Source organism: uncultured Aquimarina sp., from assembly GCF_947500065.1.
Taxonomy (GTDB): Bacteria; Bacteroidota; Bacteroidia; order Flavobacteriales; family Flavobacteriaceae; genus Aquimarina.
Genome location: NZ_CANMQT010000022.1, coordinates 1 through 17,166 on the forward strand (window position 1 = coordinate 1; position 17,166 = coordinate 17,166).

At 32.7% G+C, this 17,166-nt stretch carries 19 protein-coding genes; 6 read left to right on the forward strand and 13 right to left on the reverse strand.

Annotated elements, in window-relative coordinates; genetic code table 11:
* Positions 1-229: 229 nt before the first annotated feature.
* From Q0975_RS27615 to Q0975_RS27640, 6 genes are read right to left on the reverse strand one after another with little or no spacing between them, the layout of a single operon-like run.
* The gene (locus Q0975_RS27615; RefSeq protein ID WP_299443963.1) at positions 230-1,564 is read right to left on the reverse strand and encodes a DUF58 domain-containing protein; all 1,335 of its coding nucleotides are present in this window, start codon (positions 1,562-1,564) and stop codon (positions 230-232) included.
* Between the two features lie 2 nt (positions 1,565-1,566).
* Positions 1,567-2,655 carry a MoxR family ATPase gene (locus Q0975_RS27620; protein WP_299443966.1) on the reverse strand — a complete coding sequence of 363 codons (1,089 nt, stop codon included), beginning with the start codon at positions 2,653-2,655 and terminating at the stop codon, positions 1,567-1,569.
* Between the two features lie 40 nt (positions 2,656-2,695).
* Entirely contained in the window at positions 2,696-3,916 is a 1,221-nt protein-coding gene (locus tag Q0975_RS27625; RefSeq protein ID WP_299443969.1) for a DUF4350 domain-containing protein, read from the reverse strand.
* A 1-nt stretch (position 3,917) separates the two neighbouring features.
* Complete coding sequence (locus Q0975_RS27630; RefSeq protein ID WP_299443972.1) at positions 3,918-4,670, reverse strand: DUF4129 domain-containing protein; 753 nt, start codon at positions 4,668-4,670, stop codon at positions 3,918-3,920.
* Between the two features lies 1 nt (position 4,671).
* Positions 4,672-5,550, reverse strand: a complete 879-nt coding sequence (locus Q0975_RS27635) for a hypothetical protein (protein ID WP_299443975.1) — start codon at positions 5,548-5,550, stop codon at positions 4,672-4,674.
* Positions 5,543-6,505: a stage II sporulation protein M gene (locus Q0975_RS27640; protein ID WP_299443978.1), complete on the reverse strand. Its 963-nt coding sequence runs from the start codon at positions 6,503-6,505 to the stop codon at positions 5,543-5,545. Before Q0975_RS27640 ends, Q0975_RS27635 begins: the two co-directional genes overlap by 8 nt.
* 36 nt (positions 6,506-6,541) lie before the next feature.
* Here Q0975_RS27640 and Q0975_RS27645 point away from each other — a divergent pair, with 36 nt between their 5' ends.
* Positions 6,542-7,255: an RDD family protein gene (locus Q0975_RS27645; RefSeq protein ID WP_299443981.1), complete on the forward strand. Its 714-nt coding sequence runs from the start codon at positions 6,542-6,544 to the stop codon at positions 7,253-7,255.
* Positions 7,256-7,336: 81 nt separating this feature from the next.
* Entirely contained in the window at positions 7,337-7,498 is a 162-nt protein-coding gene (locus Q0975_RS27650; RefSeq protein WP_299443984.1) for a hypothetical protein, read from the forward strand.
* A gap of 57 nt (positions 7,499-7,555) precedes the next feature.
* Here the strand turns inward: Q0975_RS27650 and Q0975_RS27655 are convergent, their stop codons facing one another.
* Positions 7,556-8,314 carry a peptidylprolyl isomerase gene (locus Q0975_RS27655; protein WP_299443987.1) on the reverse strand — a complete coding sequence of 253 codons (759 nt, stop codon included), beginning with the start codon at positions 8,312-8,314 and terminating at the stop codon, positions 7,556-7,558.
* A 38-nt stretch (positions 8,315-8,352) separates the two neighbouring features.
* Here Q0975_RS27655 and Q0975_RS27660 point away from each other — a divergent pair, with 38 nt between their 5' ends.
* From Q0975_RS27660 to Q0975_RS27670, 3 genes are all read left to right on the forward strand, one after another.
* A complete protein-coding gene (locus tag Q0975_RS27660; protein ID WP_299443990.1) occupies positions 8,353-8,952 on the forward strand; it encodes a CoA pyrophosphatase in 600 nt (199 codons plus the stop codon).
* Between the two features lie 168 nt (positions 8,953-9,120).
* A complete protein-coding gene (locus Q0975_RS27665; RefSeq protein WP_299443993.1) occupies positions 9,121-9,924 on the forward strand; it encodes a lysophospholipid acyltransferase family protein in 804 nt (267 codons plus the stop codon).
* A 417-nt stretch (positions 9,925-10,341) separates the two neighbouring features.
* Positions 10,342-11,712: a beta-propeller fold lactonase family protein gene (locus Q0975_RS27670; protein ID WP_299443996.1), complete on the forward strand. Its 1,371-nt coding sequence runs from the start codon at positions 10,342-10,344 to the stop codon at positions 11,710-11,712.
* 104 nt (positions 11,713-11,816) lie between these two features.
* On the opposite strand, the gene Q0975_RS27675 is transcribed toward Q0975_RS27670, so the two are convergent.
* The 6 genes from Q0975_RS27675 to Q0975_RS27700 form a co-directional block, all read right to left on the reverse strand.
* A complete protein-coding gene (locus Q0975_RS27675; protein ID WP_299443999.1) occupies positions 11,817-11,999 on the reverse strand; it encodes a hypothetical protein in 183 nt (60 codons plus the stop codon).
* A 138-nt stretch (positions 12,000-12,137) separates the two neighbouring features.
* Complete coding sequence (locus Q0975_RS27680) at positions 12,138-12,338, reverse strand: hypothetical protein (protein WP_299444002.1); 201 nt, start codon at positions 12,336-12,338, stop codon at positions 12,138-12,140.
* A 67-nt stretch (positions 12,339-12,405) separates the two neighbouring features.
* Positions 12,406-12,558 (reverse strand): hypothetical protein, encoded by a 153-nt coding sequence (locus tag Q0975_RS27685; RefSeq protein WP_299444005.1) that lies wholly within the window; start codon positions 12,556-12,558, stop codon positions 12,406-12,408.
* Between the two features lie 206 nt (positions 12,559-12,764).
* Entirely contained in the window at positions 12,765-12,926 is a 162-nt protein-coding gene (locus Q0975_RS27690; protein WP_299444008.1) for a class I lanthipeptide, read from the reverse strand.
* Between the two features lie 197 nt (positions 12,927-13,123).
* Positions 13,124-13,273 carry a hypothetical protein gene (locus tag Q0975_RS27695; RefSeq protein WP_299444011.1) on the reverse strand — a complete coding sequence of 50 codons (150 nt, stop codon included), beginning with the start codon at positions 13,271-13,273 and terminating at the stop codon, positions 13,124-13,126.
* Between the two features lie 146 nt (positions 13,274-13,419).
* The gene (locus Q0975_RS27700) at positions 13,420-15,042 is read right to left on the reverse strand and encodes a helix-turn-helix domain-containing protein (protein WP_299444014.1); all 1,623 of its coding nucleotides are present in this window, start codon (positions 15,040-15,042) and stop codon (positions 13,420-13,422) included.
* Between the two features lie 153 nt (positions 15,043-15,195).
* On the opposite strand from Q0975_RS27700, the gene Q0975_RS27705 reads away from it, so the two are divergent.
* Entirely contained in the window at positions 15,196-17,076 is a 1,881-nt protein-coding gene (locus Q0975_RS27705) for a T9SS type B sorting domain-containing protein (protein WP_299444017.1), read from the forward strand.
* The last annotated feature ends 90 nt before the right edge of the window (positions 17,077-17,166 follow it).

Here is a 17,166-nt window from a genome sequence, read left to right on the forward strand (position 1 = left end):
AGTGTGTGAGTGTGTGAGTGTGTGAGTGTGTGAGTGTGTGAGTGTGTGAGTGTGTGAGTGTGTGAGTGTGTGAGTGTTTGAGTGTTTGAGTGTTTGAGTAGGTGAGTGTGTGAGTGTGTGAGTGTGTGAGTGTTTGAGTAGGTGAGTTGTTGAGTGGATTAGGATTTGAGTATTGGAGAGATTTATATATTAAAATCGTCAATCTAAAATCTAAAACCCGAAATTATAATTACAAAAGTCCTCTAGCTTTAATCTCTAAATATTTGTTGATCGTATTTACGGTTAAGTCTTCTGGTGAGGTTAAAACCGTTTGGATTCCATGCCTTTGTAGTTCTTTAACCATAATCTTTTTGTCATAAGCGAATTGCTGTGCAATTGTTTGATCATAGATTCCTTGTAAATCCTCTGCATTATGATCTATCAGTTGATTTAACTCAGTATTCTCAAAGAAAATCACAACCAAAAGATGCTTTTTGGCTAGCGCCTGTAAATAGGGAAGTTGCCTTTTTAAGGCAGAAATATGCTCAAAATTAGTATATAATAATAAAAGACTACGATGATTTACTTGTCTTTTGACATGACTATATAATAATCCAAAGTCGGCATCAAGAAACTGTGTTTTGACATTATATAATGTTTCAGATACATTATTAATATATGTTTTCTTTCTACTTGCAGGTAAGAAATTACTAACTGTATTAGAAAAAGTAAGCATTCCTACTTTGTCATTTTTCTTAAGAGCGATATTAGAGAAAGCTAATGTGCTATTGACTGCATAATCTAATAAACTTAACTCTTTGAAAGGCATTTTCATTACCCGACTTTCATCAATTATAGAATAAATCGGTTGGGATTTTTCATCCTGAAATTGATTAATCATCAGATTTCCGTGCTTAGCAGTGGCTTTCCAATTAATAGTTCGCACATCATCACCAATAACATATTCTTTGATTTGTTCAAACTCCATAGTGTGACCTATGCGTCTGATTTTTTTAAGTCCGAACTGAGTTAATTTATTATCGATAGCCAGAAAATCGTATTTCTTCATTTGGATAAAAGAGGGATATACCTTTACCATTGCTGATTTATCAAAACTATAGCGTCTCTTAACCAAGCTGATTTTAGTCATTGTATAAATATGCAAATGACCAAAAGTATACTCACCTCGTTTAACAGGACGCAAGGAATATTCGAAATCTAATGTAGACTTCGGTTCAATAGTACCTGTTTTTAAAAAATCACGTTTTTGAAATTGAATAGGAATTTCATCAATTATTTGGGTATAAGTAGTAAATGAATAGTTGTTTTTGACTCTAACTGGAATCGCATTAAAGTCACTATTCGAAAATTTTTCGGGGAGTAACCTATTAGCTTCGATGCCTTTTTTAGTATTAAACAAAATAATAACATCAAATAGAAAAGTAATAACCAATCCCCATACTAATAACCAAGCTAATGGATATAATGCATTAAACCAATACGAAACTAAAAATAGTACCGATAGGATGGCGAGTATATAAAATACTCGTAGGCTTAGGTATAAGGATTTATATAATTTAATCAAAACTAGCGTGGTATTTCTACTGATTGTAATATCATCTCAATAACATTTTCTGTAGTCATTCCTTCCATTTCGCGTTCAGGAGATAATATGATACGATGACGCAATACAGGGAATAAAGATTTTTTAATATCCTCTGGAGTGACAAAGTCTCTACCATTGATTGCAGCAAATGCTTTTGAAGCGTTCATAACGGCTATGGAAGCACGTGGAGAACCACCAAGATAAAGGTGCGGATGTGTTCTCGTTTTGGTAACGATCTCTGCAATATATCCTAGAATCTTTTCTTCTATAATAATTTCCTGAGTTTTTCTCTTATATTCTTCGAGCTTTTCTGGTGTCATCACAGCATTTACCATTTCTAATGGTTTTTGAGATTTTCTCTCATGATGTGTTTTAAGAATAGCTACCTCTTCTTGTAATGATGGGTAATCTACTTTGATTTTAAATAAAAATCGATCAAGCTGAGCTTCTGGTAGCGCGTAGGTACCTTCTTGCTCAATTGGATTTTGTGTCGCTAAAACCATAAAAGGAGGTTCCATAACATACCGTATACCATCAATAGTTACTTGTCGTTCTTCCATAACCTCAAATAAGGCAGCTTGTGTTTTAGCAGGAGCACGATTGATTTCATCAATTAATACCATGTTAGAAAATATAGGACCTTTCTTAAATTCGAAATCACTAGTTTTCATATTTAGTACAGAGGTACCTAAAACATCACTAGGCATTAGATCCGGAGTAAACTGAATTCTATTAAATGCTGTCTCCAATGTTTTAGCAAATAGTTTTGCTGTAACTGTTTTGGCAATTCCCGGAACTCCTTCGATAAGCACGTGACCATTAGATAAGAGTGATACGATCAATAGTTCAATAAAGTCCTGTTGACCAACAATCACTTTCGCTAATTCAGTTTTTAGTTTTTCTACAGCTTGCTGTAATTCGCTTAGATCAATGCGATTCTCAAAATTGATTTTTTCTGAAGTAGCATCAGTTGCAGGAATTTCTTGCGGATTATCAGTAGGAGTAGTATTTTCTTGTCCTTCCTGGGAAGTATTCTCTAAAGCATCATTTTGTAACTCTTCGTTTTCCATATGATTTCATTTATTCTCCGTTAGAGATGGTTCTATATCTTTATTGTTGTGATTTGTTTTTAAATTCGTTTATCATATCATATAATCGAATTAATTCTTCTTTTGTAATAATTCTTTTCCGGTTGAGTTCTTCAAAATACCTAAATAGTTTTTTAGTGTCTTCTAAATCGTTATTACTTCTAGCAGAAATATCTAATAATGTTTTTTCATCTAATGTATTTGTTGGTATTCTAAGGTCGTGATGGACATAGTCTAGAAAAAGAAGATTTTGTTTTTCTACAATTTCTTTGTGTTTCTCCTTTTCATAATACATTGCGCTAATAGTTCGTGTAAACGCTAATGTTTGATTTTTCAGAGGTTCAATAATTGGAATACTTCTTTGTTTTCGTTTTCCTTCAAAAATTACAAAAAGTAATACACCTAAAATTAAGATGTAGTATGCCCATTTTAGATATCTGTTTTGTAATAAGAAAAACAAAGGAGATGAATAGAATTTTTTTCCAGATTTATAGTGATTATCCCATAGAATTTGTTGGGTCGGATCGATATATGATAACAAATTCTGAGTGTATTTATAATTATCATCGGTTAACATAAAATAATTTCCGAAGGCTTCGGGAAAAGAATGAAGCAATATTTCCCCATCACCAAATGATTGTTTGATGTAGTTTAATCTTGGATCTTTGATTTGTAATGTATCATTATATAATTGTGTAACTCCAAGAACCGTTGTGTTCATGGTGTCTACCTCACTAAAATAAGGATTTTGTACATCACGATCATAGTGATAAGGTGTCTCTGTTTTTAGACTTTTATTTGTCAATTCTACTATAGGTTGTGTAGAAATATCGTCTAGAGATATTAAGTTATCTGTGTCAATTAATAGCGTATCTAGTAGGTTGCTACCAATTGATTTTGCAGATACAAATAACGTATTCCCTTTTTCAACCCAATTTAATATTCTATCTAATTCGCTATCATCAAAACCAATAGATCCATTAACAAAAAAGTACGTCCCATTTATGGTATCATTATCTAGTAAAAACTCATAAGGAGGCTGATTAACATCTTTTAATTTGCCTTCATCAAAAGTTTCTTTCATCATATTATAAGAGACAAAGGTTCCTAAAGGAATTTTATCGGTCTTAGCATAGCTAGGAAACCAGTTAATAGGTTCTGGTTCGCTAGCCTCCAAAAAAGTAAGCAAACCTATGACTGCTATGATAATAATGATGAATATTTTAGACTTCTTATTTAGCAAATTATGAGCTTATACTGTTAGTGATTGATTTAAATTTTTGTTGTGCCTTATGAAATGATTTTTCATCAACTTCAAAACTACCATACCAGATAAAGTCATATAATCGCGTGATGTTTTGAAATTTATTTTTTAAGGAATCATCTGTAAGTTCTTTTATATAATCCGTATTTGTTTTTTGAGATTCCCAGTCGATTAGTTCCGAATCTGATAATTTTTTTAGTACGGAAAGATAATAATACCTGATTGCCAATCTATAGTTATTTTCTCTTAGTGCCAATTCTATCAATTGTTGAATGTCTTGGTTCTGTATGATATCTTCATCCTCAGTTAGTATAACCTGAGGGACTTCTTGTTTTTCAAAAAGCATATCTCTAGGGTTTACTTTCATAAATAACCAACCTAGCAAAAATAGTACACCGATGATAATTAAATATGGTAATAGTGTAAGTATAACAGCCCAGAAACCAGTAACTTCTCCTACACCGAATACCCATTGGAAAAACCTGCTCCAAAGTTGTCCAAGCCATTTTTTGAATTGTGTCCAGATATTATCAGGTTCTTCATATTCTGTATAATTGAAGTCGTCATCATTACGTAATTCCTCAATTTTATCAGCACTAAACTTTCTAACTTCTTTAGCGGAATCAAGATCATATAGGATCTCTTGAGATGCTACAACAGTCGTACTGTCTTGAATCTTGGCGGACACAGAAAAGGATACTGTGAGTAATAGAAAGTATAGTAGTATTTTCAAGTTATTCGGATTTACCTAAAGAGTCAATCTGCTCTAATGTTCCTGTATGATGCTTTCTTTCGTTTAGATTAAAATATATAAATGCGCTAGAAATTGACGTAAAAAGATATATTATGATGTATTGAATAACAGATGCGATGGTGTTAAGTACAATAAATACCCAGTCAAACATCGAAGATGGATCTGAAAAAGTTCCTTCTGATGCTGCTGTAAATGTTTTAAAGAAAGTATACATTATAGCAGGAATGGAAAACACCATGCTTATGATATAGGATAATATTCCAATTACCAGAAGTGTAGCAAAAGTAATCCACCATTCATTTTTTACTAATTCAAAACTTTCACCAATAGCATCAAACACAGCTGATTTACGAAAAATAAGAATAGGAAAAACAAGACTAAGAGGTACATAAAGATATATTCCAGGTATAATACATAATGCAAGCCCTATTCCGGTCATTATAGATGAAAGAATAGCAAGGCCGATAATACTTCCTACGTCATTTTTTACTCCATCAACAATAGTTTTTTGGTTAATTACTCCATTGTTATCGACATATACTTTGATGTAGTGTAATACTGTTCCAAACATTAACCCATAAAAAAGTAAGACACTCATAAGCATAACTAGTAAAGCTATTATTATTGCTCCAGAATTAAACATTTGCGAATTGCCTCCAATATTAAATGGATCTAATAAGTTAGATGACGCATAGGTGTAATAACCTATAGCAAGTAACATCACAATAAATACAATACCCGATGTTTTAAATAAAACAGAAAATAAAGGTTTAAAATTGGTTCTTAAAAATGCAAAAACATCCGTGAGGATATCTCCAAGTTCTCTTTTCTTCTTAAAATCTATGTATTGATTATTCATGTAATGATTTTTTATATAATTGTCTAGGGTAGATTACGTAATAAAAAAGGATTAACCCTAAAGATCCCGTAATAATTACTATTGCAAGCCAATCTGGCATTTCTGTATGTCGAGTTACAAAACCTTCTAAGAAACCTGCAATGATAAAGAAAGGAATTGTACTTATTACTATTTTTAGTCCTGCTTTAACACCTCTTACAAATGAAGTAAGACGTGTATATGTTTTTGGGAATAAAATAGAATTACCAACGACTAATCCAGCACATCCCGCTATAATAATCACTGATATTTCAATAGTTCCGTGGATCCATATGGTGCGAGCACTTTCCCATAAGAGCCCTTTTTCATAAAAGAAATATTGGAAAGCACCTAGCATAATGAAGTTTTGCATCAGCATATAAATAGTACCTATTCCGAGCATGATACCCAATATAAAACAGTTTAACGCAACTCTAATGTTATTTATCGTAATCCCTAGAAACATATTTGTTTCTCCCATTTTCTTATACACAGCCATTGGATCATCGTTCTCTATGTTCTCTAATGTCATATTAACATATCCATCTCCTAGAATTGATCTAACAAATGCTCCATCGGTAGCAGAAGAATAGACTCCTATAGCCGTAAAAAGTGCTGAAATTAAAAATGCAATCAGAAGCTGTCGCTGATATTTATAAAATTCTAAGGGAAACTCTTTTACCCAAAATGAGTAAAATCGATTTTTCTTTTCTTTTTTAGTTTTATAAATTTTTTGATGTGCATTAGAAGCTAGTCCGTTTAAGTAGTTGAATGTCTGACTGTTGGGGTAGAAAGTTCTTGCGTAACTTAAATGATCAGTGATCTCAATATACAAACTGGAAAGTTCATCTGGAGTTATTTGTGCATTATTAAGCAGAACACTTTCAAATTTTAACCATTTATCTTTATTTTGCTTCACAAAAGCCGCCTCACGCATGGATCAAAAATTAGGAGCTTCAAAGAAACATAATTAATGGATAATTTTCAAATAGAAACTGCTCAAAATGTGAGTATACAGCAAAATGCTGCTGGAATAGGTGAACGAATCTTGGCATACTTAATAGATCTCTTGATTATAATAGCCTATTTTATAGTCGCACTTTTTTTTATTGCTGCTTTGGATTTAGATGTTGGAGATCAATGGGCATTCTGGTTAATGATTGGACTACCTCCTTTTTTATACTTTTTATTATGGGAAACTTTTTGGAATGGAAGAACTCCCGGAAAGGCTACTATGAAGCTTAGAGTAGTACGATTGGATGGTTCCAGACCAGCTTTTTCTGGGTATCTTACTAGATGGTTACTTAGACTGCTTGATATTACTTTAGCGTCAGGTGGGATTGCAGTTGTTGCAATTCTTTTTAAGGGAACCGGACAGCGACTTGGAGACATGGCTGCAGGAACAACCGTAATAAGTGAGAAGCAGAAAGTGAAATTTCATCAAACCATTTTAGTAGATATTCCGGATGATTATAAACCAGTATATCCGCAAGTAACTGTTTTTAGTGATACAGAAATGCGTAAAATAAAGGGGATTTATCAAGACGCCAGAAGAAATGGAAATCATAATGTTATTTTACAACTTTCTCATAAAGTAAGTGATCTTATGCAAATTAAACCTCAGGAGAAGCCCGTACAATTTCTTGCTAAGGTATTAGAGGACTATAATTATTTTACTCAGAAGTAGAGGTTGTAATTTTTTTCTTTTTTAGGGTAACAATTTTTTAGGCTTATTGATATACTGATATAAATCATAAAATCTTATATCATGAAAACGAAGAGCTTTAAGCACTTAGAATTACGTAAAGAAACTATTTCAAAGTTAAAAGGAGGGTTAGCACATCCTATGGGGCCGTATAAGGAGCGAGTAAAGGATGCTGTAGGTACTCGTAATACCTGTCAATGTGAAACAATAGCCGATCCTTGCTAAAATTATTGATGATAGCTGTTTAAAAAAAAATATCACTATAATTTTTTAGACAGCTATTTATTTAATCACTTCTGCTTTAATAAAGATATTCTCTTTTGGCCATTCACTTCCATCCACAGGTACATTAGAGATTTTATCAGCTACATTCATTCCTTTTACTACTTTACCAAATATGGTATGTTCTCCATTTAGATGATGAGCTCCTTGTTTTGCAATCACAATAAAGAATTCATATGGTGTGGATCGATTAGAAGGATTATTGACCCATTGTTTTGATAACGCTACAGACCCGCGATTGTGTTTTAATCCCTTAATGGGTTCTTGTGGTAAGGTATAATCGCCAATGTCATGACGTTTTTGTGCCATTTGATTGCGGTCACTATTTCCACCTTGAATGACAAATCCCTTAGCAACTCGATAAAAAAAAGTTTCATCAAAGTACTTTTGTTTAACCAAATAAATAAAATTTGCACGATGCAGTGGAGATTGTTTATAAAGCTCGATATGAATATCTCCAAATTTGGTATTGATACGAACAAGAGTTTCAGGATTTTCTTTACCATATTGTAGTAAGAAATCCTTCATGTTTTTATTGGTAAGTTTAAAGAGGTCTTGATCTAAAACGGATGAACTGTCGGTTTTTTCTTGTATTTCTGTTTTTATTGTATCATTCTGGTAATTAGGTTTTTCCAAAGAAATACTTTTTTCGTTTTTGATTGTAGGCTGTTTGTTTTTTTTAGATTGTGTATCTTCACAACTATAGAACATAAAAAGACCAACACAACTAAATACTAAAATTACTCTGGTAAATGACATTCGAAACATTTAAAAGTTTGATTCCAAAAATACAGAAAATGTCAGTACCTGGAGAGTCTTCTCATTTTATTATGGCTCCCGAAATTCGAAAGCAAGAACTATATAAAATTAAGATAGAAGAAAAGAATCCCAGGAATGCTGCAGTGCTTATGTTTTTCTATCCTAAGGAAGGAATTACGTATTTGGCACTAATTTTACGTCCAACTTATGAAGGAGTACATTCTGGTCAGGTAGCATTGCCAGGAGGAAAGGTGGAAGAATTTGATAAAAATTATGAATCTGCTGCATTACGAGAAACCTGGGAGGAAATAGGTGTTAAATCAGACTCAGTTGAGGTATTGAAACAGCTTACGAAAGTTTATATTCCTCCATCTAATTTTTGGGTACATCCTTTTCTTGGATGGACCATGAAAAAACCAGATTTTGTTCGTCAGGAAGAAGAAGTAGCAGAAGTGATAGAGGTACCGATAACACAATTATTGGATGAAAGTAAAGTGATTTCTAAAAAATTATCGACTTCTTATGCAGAAAATATCGAAGTACCATCCTTTGAACTAAATGGTTATGTAGTTTGGGGAGCTACTGCTATGATGCTTAGTGAACTTAAAATGCTCTTAAAATCTGCGTTGGAGGTATGATTTTGTATATTTGGCTCCCATTTTCTTCTTAATATTTAGAAGAATTTAACTGAAATGTTATCTGTTATTTAATTAATTGTGAGTAGTTTTAAATAGAACTACCTGATAGTCAGCAACTTTTTTGTGTTGTTGGAAAATAATAGATACTGAAAAATCGAAAAATTATTTATGGGATTATTTAAGAGAAATCCTTTTGGACATATATTATTTCTAAAAAAATGGCTTATCCGTATTATGGGAACACTTACCCATAGACGATATAGAGGTTTTAATGAGCTACAAATAGAAGGGAGCGAGATTTTTAAAAACTTACCTGATAATAATGTGTTATTTGTATCTAATCATCAGACCTATTTTGCTGATGTAGTAGCCATGTTTCACGTGTTTAATGCGAGTCTTAGTGGACGTACGGATTCTATAAAAAATGTAGGATACTTATGGCAACCAAAAATGAACTTGTACTATGTAGCGGCAAAAGAAACTATGAATGCTGGATTATTAGCAAAAATATTAGCCTATGCTGGAGCTATTACTGTAGAAAGAACCTGGAGAGATAAAGGCCAGGATGTTAATCGCCAGGTAAAGATGAGTGATATTACTAATATCAAAAGAGCTCTAGAAGATGGGTGGGTGATTACGTTTCCGCAAGGAACTACTAAACCATTTAAGCCTATTCGTAAAGGAACAGCACATATCATTAGACAATATAAACCAATTGTAATCCCTATAGTGATTGATGGATTCAGAAGATCCTTTGATAAAAAAGGAATCCGAATCAAAAAACGAGGTATTCTCCAATCAATGGTAATTAAAGAACCACTAAAATTTGATTACGAAAATGACTCTATAGATGATATTGTCAGTAAATTAGAATTTGCTATTGAGCAACATTCTTCTTTCCTAAAAGTAATACCGCAAGAGGAATTAGATGCAGAAGAAGAATTGAACAAGAAAAGACAATGGGAATATTAAAAACTTCTGATATCTTCTATACCTTTTTTGTTAGCTAGCTAACATTTCTTAGAGAAATAGGCTGTTAAGGTCTTCTTGTTGAAATGTTAATCTTTTTGTAAAGTATTCTGAGTTTTTATTTTATTTATAACTCAAAAAAAAGGCGTTAAACACTTTATATACAGTGTTTAACGCCTTTTTTTTGGTTTATTTCATCCTTGATTTATCCATTGCTTTTTTTTAATCTGTAAGTAAGGAAAGAATAAAGCGTACCAAATATCAGTCAAGAATTTTTTAAAATTAAAGTACCTCTTTTCTTGATTTTTACATTGTATTCGGCCGAATAGAAAGTATGTAAAAGTAACTAATCATTGTCTTATAAAGGTGGTGATGGAAGCATAACGTAAACATAAACTTAGAACTCAAAAAAGAAACAAAATGAAAAATCTAAAAATAAGCTTGTACACTCTATTGGCCGCAACACTGATATTTACCTCTTGTAGTGATGATGATGATGTTATACCTGATGGAGGAGAAACAAGTGATTTTGTTGGTGCTGTGTATGCAATGACTAATGGTAATGGTCAGGTGGCTGGTAATATACAAGGTGCTAATACTGTTATATCCTATGGAAGAAATGCTGATGGTACATTAACACCAATCGGTCCAGTTTCAACTGGTGGAAATGGAGGCGATTTTGATGGAGGTGAAGGACTAGATCCTCTTATTTCGGCGTATGCACTTACTAAAACTGATGATAATAAAAATTTATTGGCTGTAAATGCTGGTAGTAATACAATCACTTCTTTTAATATTCAAGATGACTTTTCTCTAGTAGCAGCAGGTTCACCGCAACCAACGGGAGCAGATGGACCAAATAGTATTGCATATACTTCTAGTAATGCGGATGGTGTAAAAGGGATTGTGTATGTATCTAATATTACAAGATCAGAATTTTTAACAGCTGGAGAACCTGCGCAGCAAGGAACAGTAACAGGTTTTTGGTTATTAGAAGATGGAACTTTATCTCCAATAGGAGGATCTACCAGAAATTTAACGAATAGACCTTCTGCTGTTCAGTTTTCACCAGATGGTAACTGGTTGGTAGTAGCATCAATAAATGCTGGAGCAGCAGGATTGGCTTCAGGAAATGAAGATGAAATCACAGTATATGCAGTAAATACCGATGGAACATTATCAGCAAATCAAGTAGCGGGAGCAACATCTACCTTAAGAGATAATACTGAAGGAAGAAACCTTCCGTCTGCGATAGGGTTTCAGATTGTAGGGAATAATTATGTGGTAGTAACCGAAGCAAGAGAGTTTCAGCCTAATGGTATGCCGCCAGCGTTTCCAGCTTTACAGGATGGATCTGTTTCTACATGGCAGATTCAAGGAGATGGAAGTCTGAATCCAATAAGTTTAGATGTACGATCAGGAGAAGGAAATACAGGGAGAACAGCTTGTTGGTTAGATTTTACAGCAGATGGTAGTACATTCTTTGTATCTAATGCAATAGAGGCTGGATTAGCATCATATAGCTTTAATAGTGGAGTTGTAGCATTGATTGATCAAACTGCAGCTTCAGGGACTGGTACTGGTGGAGCAGATAATGGTCCAGATGCTTTTGCCCAAACAGACGGATGGATAGATATGTGGATCTCTGATGATGGTCAGTATTTATATCAATTGTATGGATTAGACGGAACCATAGGAATTTATAGAGTAAATGGTCAATCTTTAGAATTTATAGGAGAAGAATCAGGAAATCTTCCAGATACCAATACACAAGGTATCGTAGCGATATAGAAAGTAATTGTTAGTTTTAGTAATTATTATTTGTTCCGAAAAAGCCAAGAGATTTAATTATCTCTTGGCTTTTTTATAGTAACTCAATATGTTGAAATACTCTATTACATGATTTGGCAATATCCCCAAAAACAGAAGAATTCTTCGTGTTCGCCCCAAGGTAAGGAGTTTAAAATACTACAATCCGAGTGAGTATTACATTGCATACCTGTGTTCCCTCCATTAATATTTTTTTGCTCTTTTTTATTTAAAATTTGAGCCCCTTGTAATTGCATTAATTTCTTCATGTTGTTAAAATTTAATTGTTTTTTGTGTTAGCAAACATTTTAAGACAGTAGCTGTTTTCTGTCTGTGTTTTATTTAAAAAAGCTATTCTCGATACATCCGCTCGAGGTAGACACTCGAATTGACACTTTTCGTAATATTTAGGTAAATGAGCAAATTGATAGTGTAACAACGTTTCCGTTGATTATTTTCTCTACGCCACAGCTTCCTGAACAGCAATCACTATCATCGATACATCTTCTTGCTACATTCTGACATCCATAGATTCCTCCATGAATTGATTTTTGATGTTCTTTTTTAAGAACGGTAACTCCGTCTACTTTTAAGATTTTATGAATCATTGTGTACTATTTTAAAATTAGAAAGACTAAAAAAATCCCTGAGATTATGACTCAGGGATTACTAGTATTACTTGATATGTTCGAAACAATGTCCAAAAGAACAACTACCACCACAAAGACTAAGACATTGATCACCATAGTATACACCAGCTTTGATTGTTTGCTGTTCTTTTTTGTTTAATGTTGTTACTCCTTTTAATTCTAAAATGTTATTAAGCATGATTATATGTTTTAATTACCTACTCTATTACTAAGGTTTTCGGTTATCCCTTTGATCAAAATTAATCGCTATTGCTGTTTTGATTCTGATACTAAAGTAGAAGGTAATCAATGGTGATAAAAATGAAGTATGACCATTTTAAACAAAATAGTCATAAAAAAACCCTGCACATTGGCAGGGTAAATAATATTTTGAAAAAGCAATATTTATTTTTCGTTATAACAAAAAGGAAGCATCACTCCACCTTCTTCCCATTGTTGACTTGTTAAAACAGTACTTCCCCCTTCTACATGTTTCATAGCATCTGTACTGATCCTTGCAATAGTTAACTTTTTGATAGTAATTTTTTGTTGCCTGTCTTTTTTCATTTCTAAAGATGTTAATGGTTAGTTATATTTCTCTTAGTCTTCCAAGAATACTCTGAGATAAGAAAAATGTATTTCGTTAGAAATATATTTCATTTTAGGGGTTTATAATAATTAAGGTTGACCATTTTAAACAAAATAGCCATAAAAAAAACCTGCAGAATTTGCAGGGTTAAAAGATATTATAAGCGAACCAATATTTATTGTTCATAAAAACAAACACCATCATCATTTTTTACTTGACTTGGCATGATACTACTACCTCCTTCTATTTTTCTCATTGAATCCAGAGTAATCTTTGCTATTGTTAATTTTTTTAGGCTGATTTTTTGTGTTCCGTCTTTTTTCATTTTTGAAGATGTTAATGGTTAGTGATATTTCTCTTTGTTTTCCAGGAATACTCGGAGATAAGAAAAATGTATTTCGTTAGAAATATATTTTATTTTAAGGGTTTATAATAATTATCTATGGCAAAATTGCTTAAAATTGTCAAGAATTATACATTGATTTCTTCGCTTAGATGATGTTTTTCAATATGTTTAATATAATAGGATGGATTGATACCCGTTTTTGCTTTAAAATGCTTCACTAATGAATAACTACTTTTATACCCTATCTCTGAAGCGATGGATTGAATAGAGTAGGATCTAAACCTTTTATCATTCTTTAATCTTTTTAATACATATTCAATTCTAAGATCATTGATATACTCGGTAAAGTTTTTTTCCTTGTGCGTGTTTATTGTTTTGGATAAATAGGTAGCATTGGTTTTTAGTTTTTTTGCAATGGATCTTAGATTGCAGTCCGATTTTAGAAAATACTCTTGAGATTCTAATTTTTCCAACCCTTTAATAATTTCGTTTACTTTCTGATCGTCAATAATAATCTCTTTCGGTGATTCTTTTATGCTGGTAGCGGTTTGTTTAACCGATTCTAAATTGTTAATTTCTTTTATTAATGTATCAAACAAGGTTTTATTAGATCGTTGTTTTTTGATATACATAAAAATGATGCAAATCAACGCTGTAGATGTGATTAAGAGAATCCAAAATGTATACTTTTTTACTTTTTCGTTTTCGACTTGTTCATTGCCAAGTCTTGTTATTTCCTCTTGAAGTTTATCAGTTTCTTTCTCGTGAATAATATCTACAGTCTGATCTTTATCTTCTTGATAAGATTCATTCAGAGTTATGTATTTGTTGTGCCATAGACTTGCTTTCTCATATTCTTTTTTTTCATTGTAACAATTGGCCAATAGCAAATGAGATCGAATTGCGGGAGGTTTTAGGAAATCAGTTTCTTCAAAGTTTTCTATGCTATTCACTAATACCTTAATTGCCTTATCGTGATATCCTTGTTGATAATAACAACCAGCTATGAAATAATTTGTATTTATTATTGGAAAAGACTTGTTGTTTATTTCTTCTTCAGATAAGATATTCCGTGATTTGAATAAAAAATTTAAAGATTTATCGTATTTTTTTTGATAATAATAGACCATTCCTTTTTTAATATATAAGTCCAAAATCGCCTCTTTATAGTTAAGTTCCTTACTAATTTCTAAGGCCTCTTCTATATAATACAACGTAGAATCATATTGCGCTTTATCCAGATATACTTCACTAGTAAGAACTAAAATACTAACGTGACCTCCTTTTCTATGAAAATCAGTATTTGGGATTTCTTTAAGTGAATGATGCGCAATTTTTAGAGCTTTATTTTGTCTATTCATTCTTCTTAGAATAACTATGAGTCCTGAATTCGCTTTGATTTCTAATTCTTTATGTTCCGTTAATTCTGCAATATCTAATGCTCTTGAATAAGCATTAAGAGCATCTTTATTTTTTCCGTCTCTAAGATGAACATGACCTTTTCTGGTATATATAATAGACAATAAAGAATCATTGTGTAATTCTCTAACTATTTCTTCTGCTTTGTTATAGAGTGACAAGCTTTTTTCATAATACTCTGAATCATAAAAATTATTTGCTTGTTCTATATATCCTAATGCATCTTGTATATCACTCTCTTGAGCAGCAATACTGAAAGAATTTAGCCATAAAAAAAACAATGAAAAAATAAGGCACTTGAATAATAATGTGGTATTGTGAGTTGTCATTCTGATAGATATGTATGTGTTCAAAAGTAAGTAATACTTTTATTTTTTTTGAAATATTTAATGTATTGACCTTTATTTTGCAAAATACTTAAAAGTTAGCGCTTTATCTGGTAAAACAGTTATTGGGTTGTGGTAATATTCTATATTCGAAATATGAGGCGATCCCATTATGGTATTTGTATTCTGGCATGTATGTGTTATTTTTTTTCTATTTCCACAATAAATGCGCAATTAGGATTTTGTAATGGGAATTCTGGAGATCCAATATTCAATGAAACTTTTGGTACAGGGACAACTAACGGTCCGGCATTACCTTTAACAAGTACAACTTATAACTATGTAAATGGGACACCAAATGATGGTGATTATACGATTTCGAGTTTTACGGGGTATTTTGATTGGCATGATACACAAGATCATACACCAAATGATACCGATGGTAGAAGTTTAATCGTTAATGCAAGTTTCACAGCTGGTGAGTTTTTTAGAAGAACGGTTACAGGATTGTGTGAGAATACATCTTATGAGTTTTCTTCCTGGCTTCTGAATCTATTACCTGCTAACAGCTGTAATAGTCAAGGAATACCGGTGAATGTTAATTTTCAAATTTGGGATACCTCAGATACTAATTTATTAGCTTCGGGAAGTACAGGTGATATTGCATCTAGTGCAAATCCGATTTGGCGACAATACGGCCTTGTTTTTCAGACGTTACCAGGTCAAACTTCTGTAATTCTAAAAATGAGTAACAATGCAGATGGTGGTTGCGGTAATGATCTTGCCATTGATGATATCATTTTTAGAACTTGCGGTGATTTTATCACGGTTACGGATATCCAAAGTAATACTGCGATTGAGGTATGCGAGAATGATACACCTATAGGAGTTACACTTACCGCAACACCAGATTTTTCAATTTACACATCGCATTCGTATCAATGGCAACAAAGTACCGATGGTATAAATTGGATAGATATTTCTGGAGAAACAACACCGATTTATGCGACTCCAGCAATAACGGTTACGATGTTCTATAGAGTTAAGGTTGCCGAAGACGCTATCAATCTTGCAAACCCGTTATGTAATGCATTATCAGAAATCTATGAAGTAAGTGTCATTCCGCAACCAAATGTACCCGTAAGTAATGGAGATGTCATAAATTGTGATAATGATAATCAGGGCGTTTCTGTAACGGTTCCAGGTTCTATTAGCGTTAATTGGTACGATAGTGTAGTAGGAGGGAATCTATTACTGACGGATAATACCTCATATACTACTACGGTTGCGGGAACCTATTATGCAGAGGCAATCTCAGATATAGCTGGATGTATTTCTAATACACGAACAGCGGTATCTTTGGATTTCTTTGATGCTCCGCAAGTTGAGGATGAAGAAATTTCATTTTGTTTGGGTGAAAGCATACTATTAGATGCGGGTATTATTAATGTTATGTATTTGTGGAGTACTGGAGAAACTACATCACAAATTAACGTAAATACGGCAGGTACTTATATGGTAACGGTTACCGATACGAATATGTGTTCTAGTATAAAAACAATTGTCGTTACAGAAAATACAGCTCCGATCATTGATACGATTACCTCGATTGGGGATTTAATCACTATAACAACAACTAACTCTGGAGCATTTGAATATTCTCTGGATGGGATAATTTATCAGGATAGTAATATTTTTGAAGGTGTTGAAGGAGGTTTATATCAAGTTCAGGTTAGAGAAATAAACGGTTGTGGAATGGATTCAAGGGAATATCTATTATTAGTATATCCTAGTTATTTTACTCCGAATAATGATGGTTTTCATGAGTTGTGGCAGGTAGAAGGTATAGAAAGTTTTCCGACAGCTTCGATTTATATATTTGATCGATATGGTAAATTGCTGAAACAATTACTCCCAAATAGCAATGGATGGGATGGAACGTACCAAGGCAGGCACATGCCATCATCAGAATATTGGTTCCGAGTGGATCTACAAAATGAATCCAGCGTTACAGGACATTTTTCATTGATTAGATGATAGTATTCTCAAATCACTCTCGGAAAACCTTTTACACCATACGTATTTTTTCAAATGGATACTAAAGAACCTGGTTTTTTTTGGTCTATA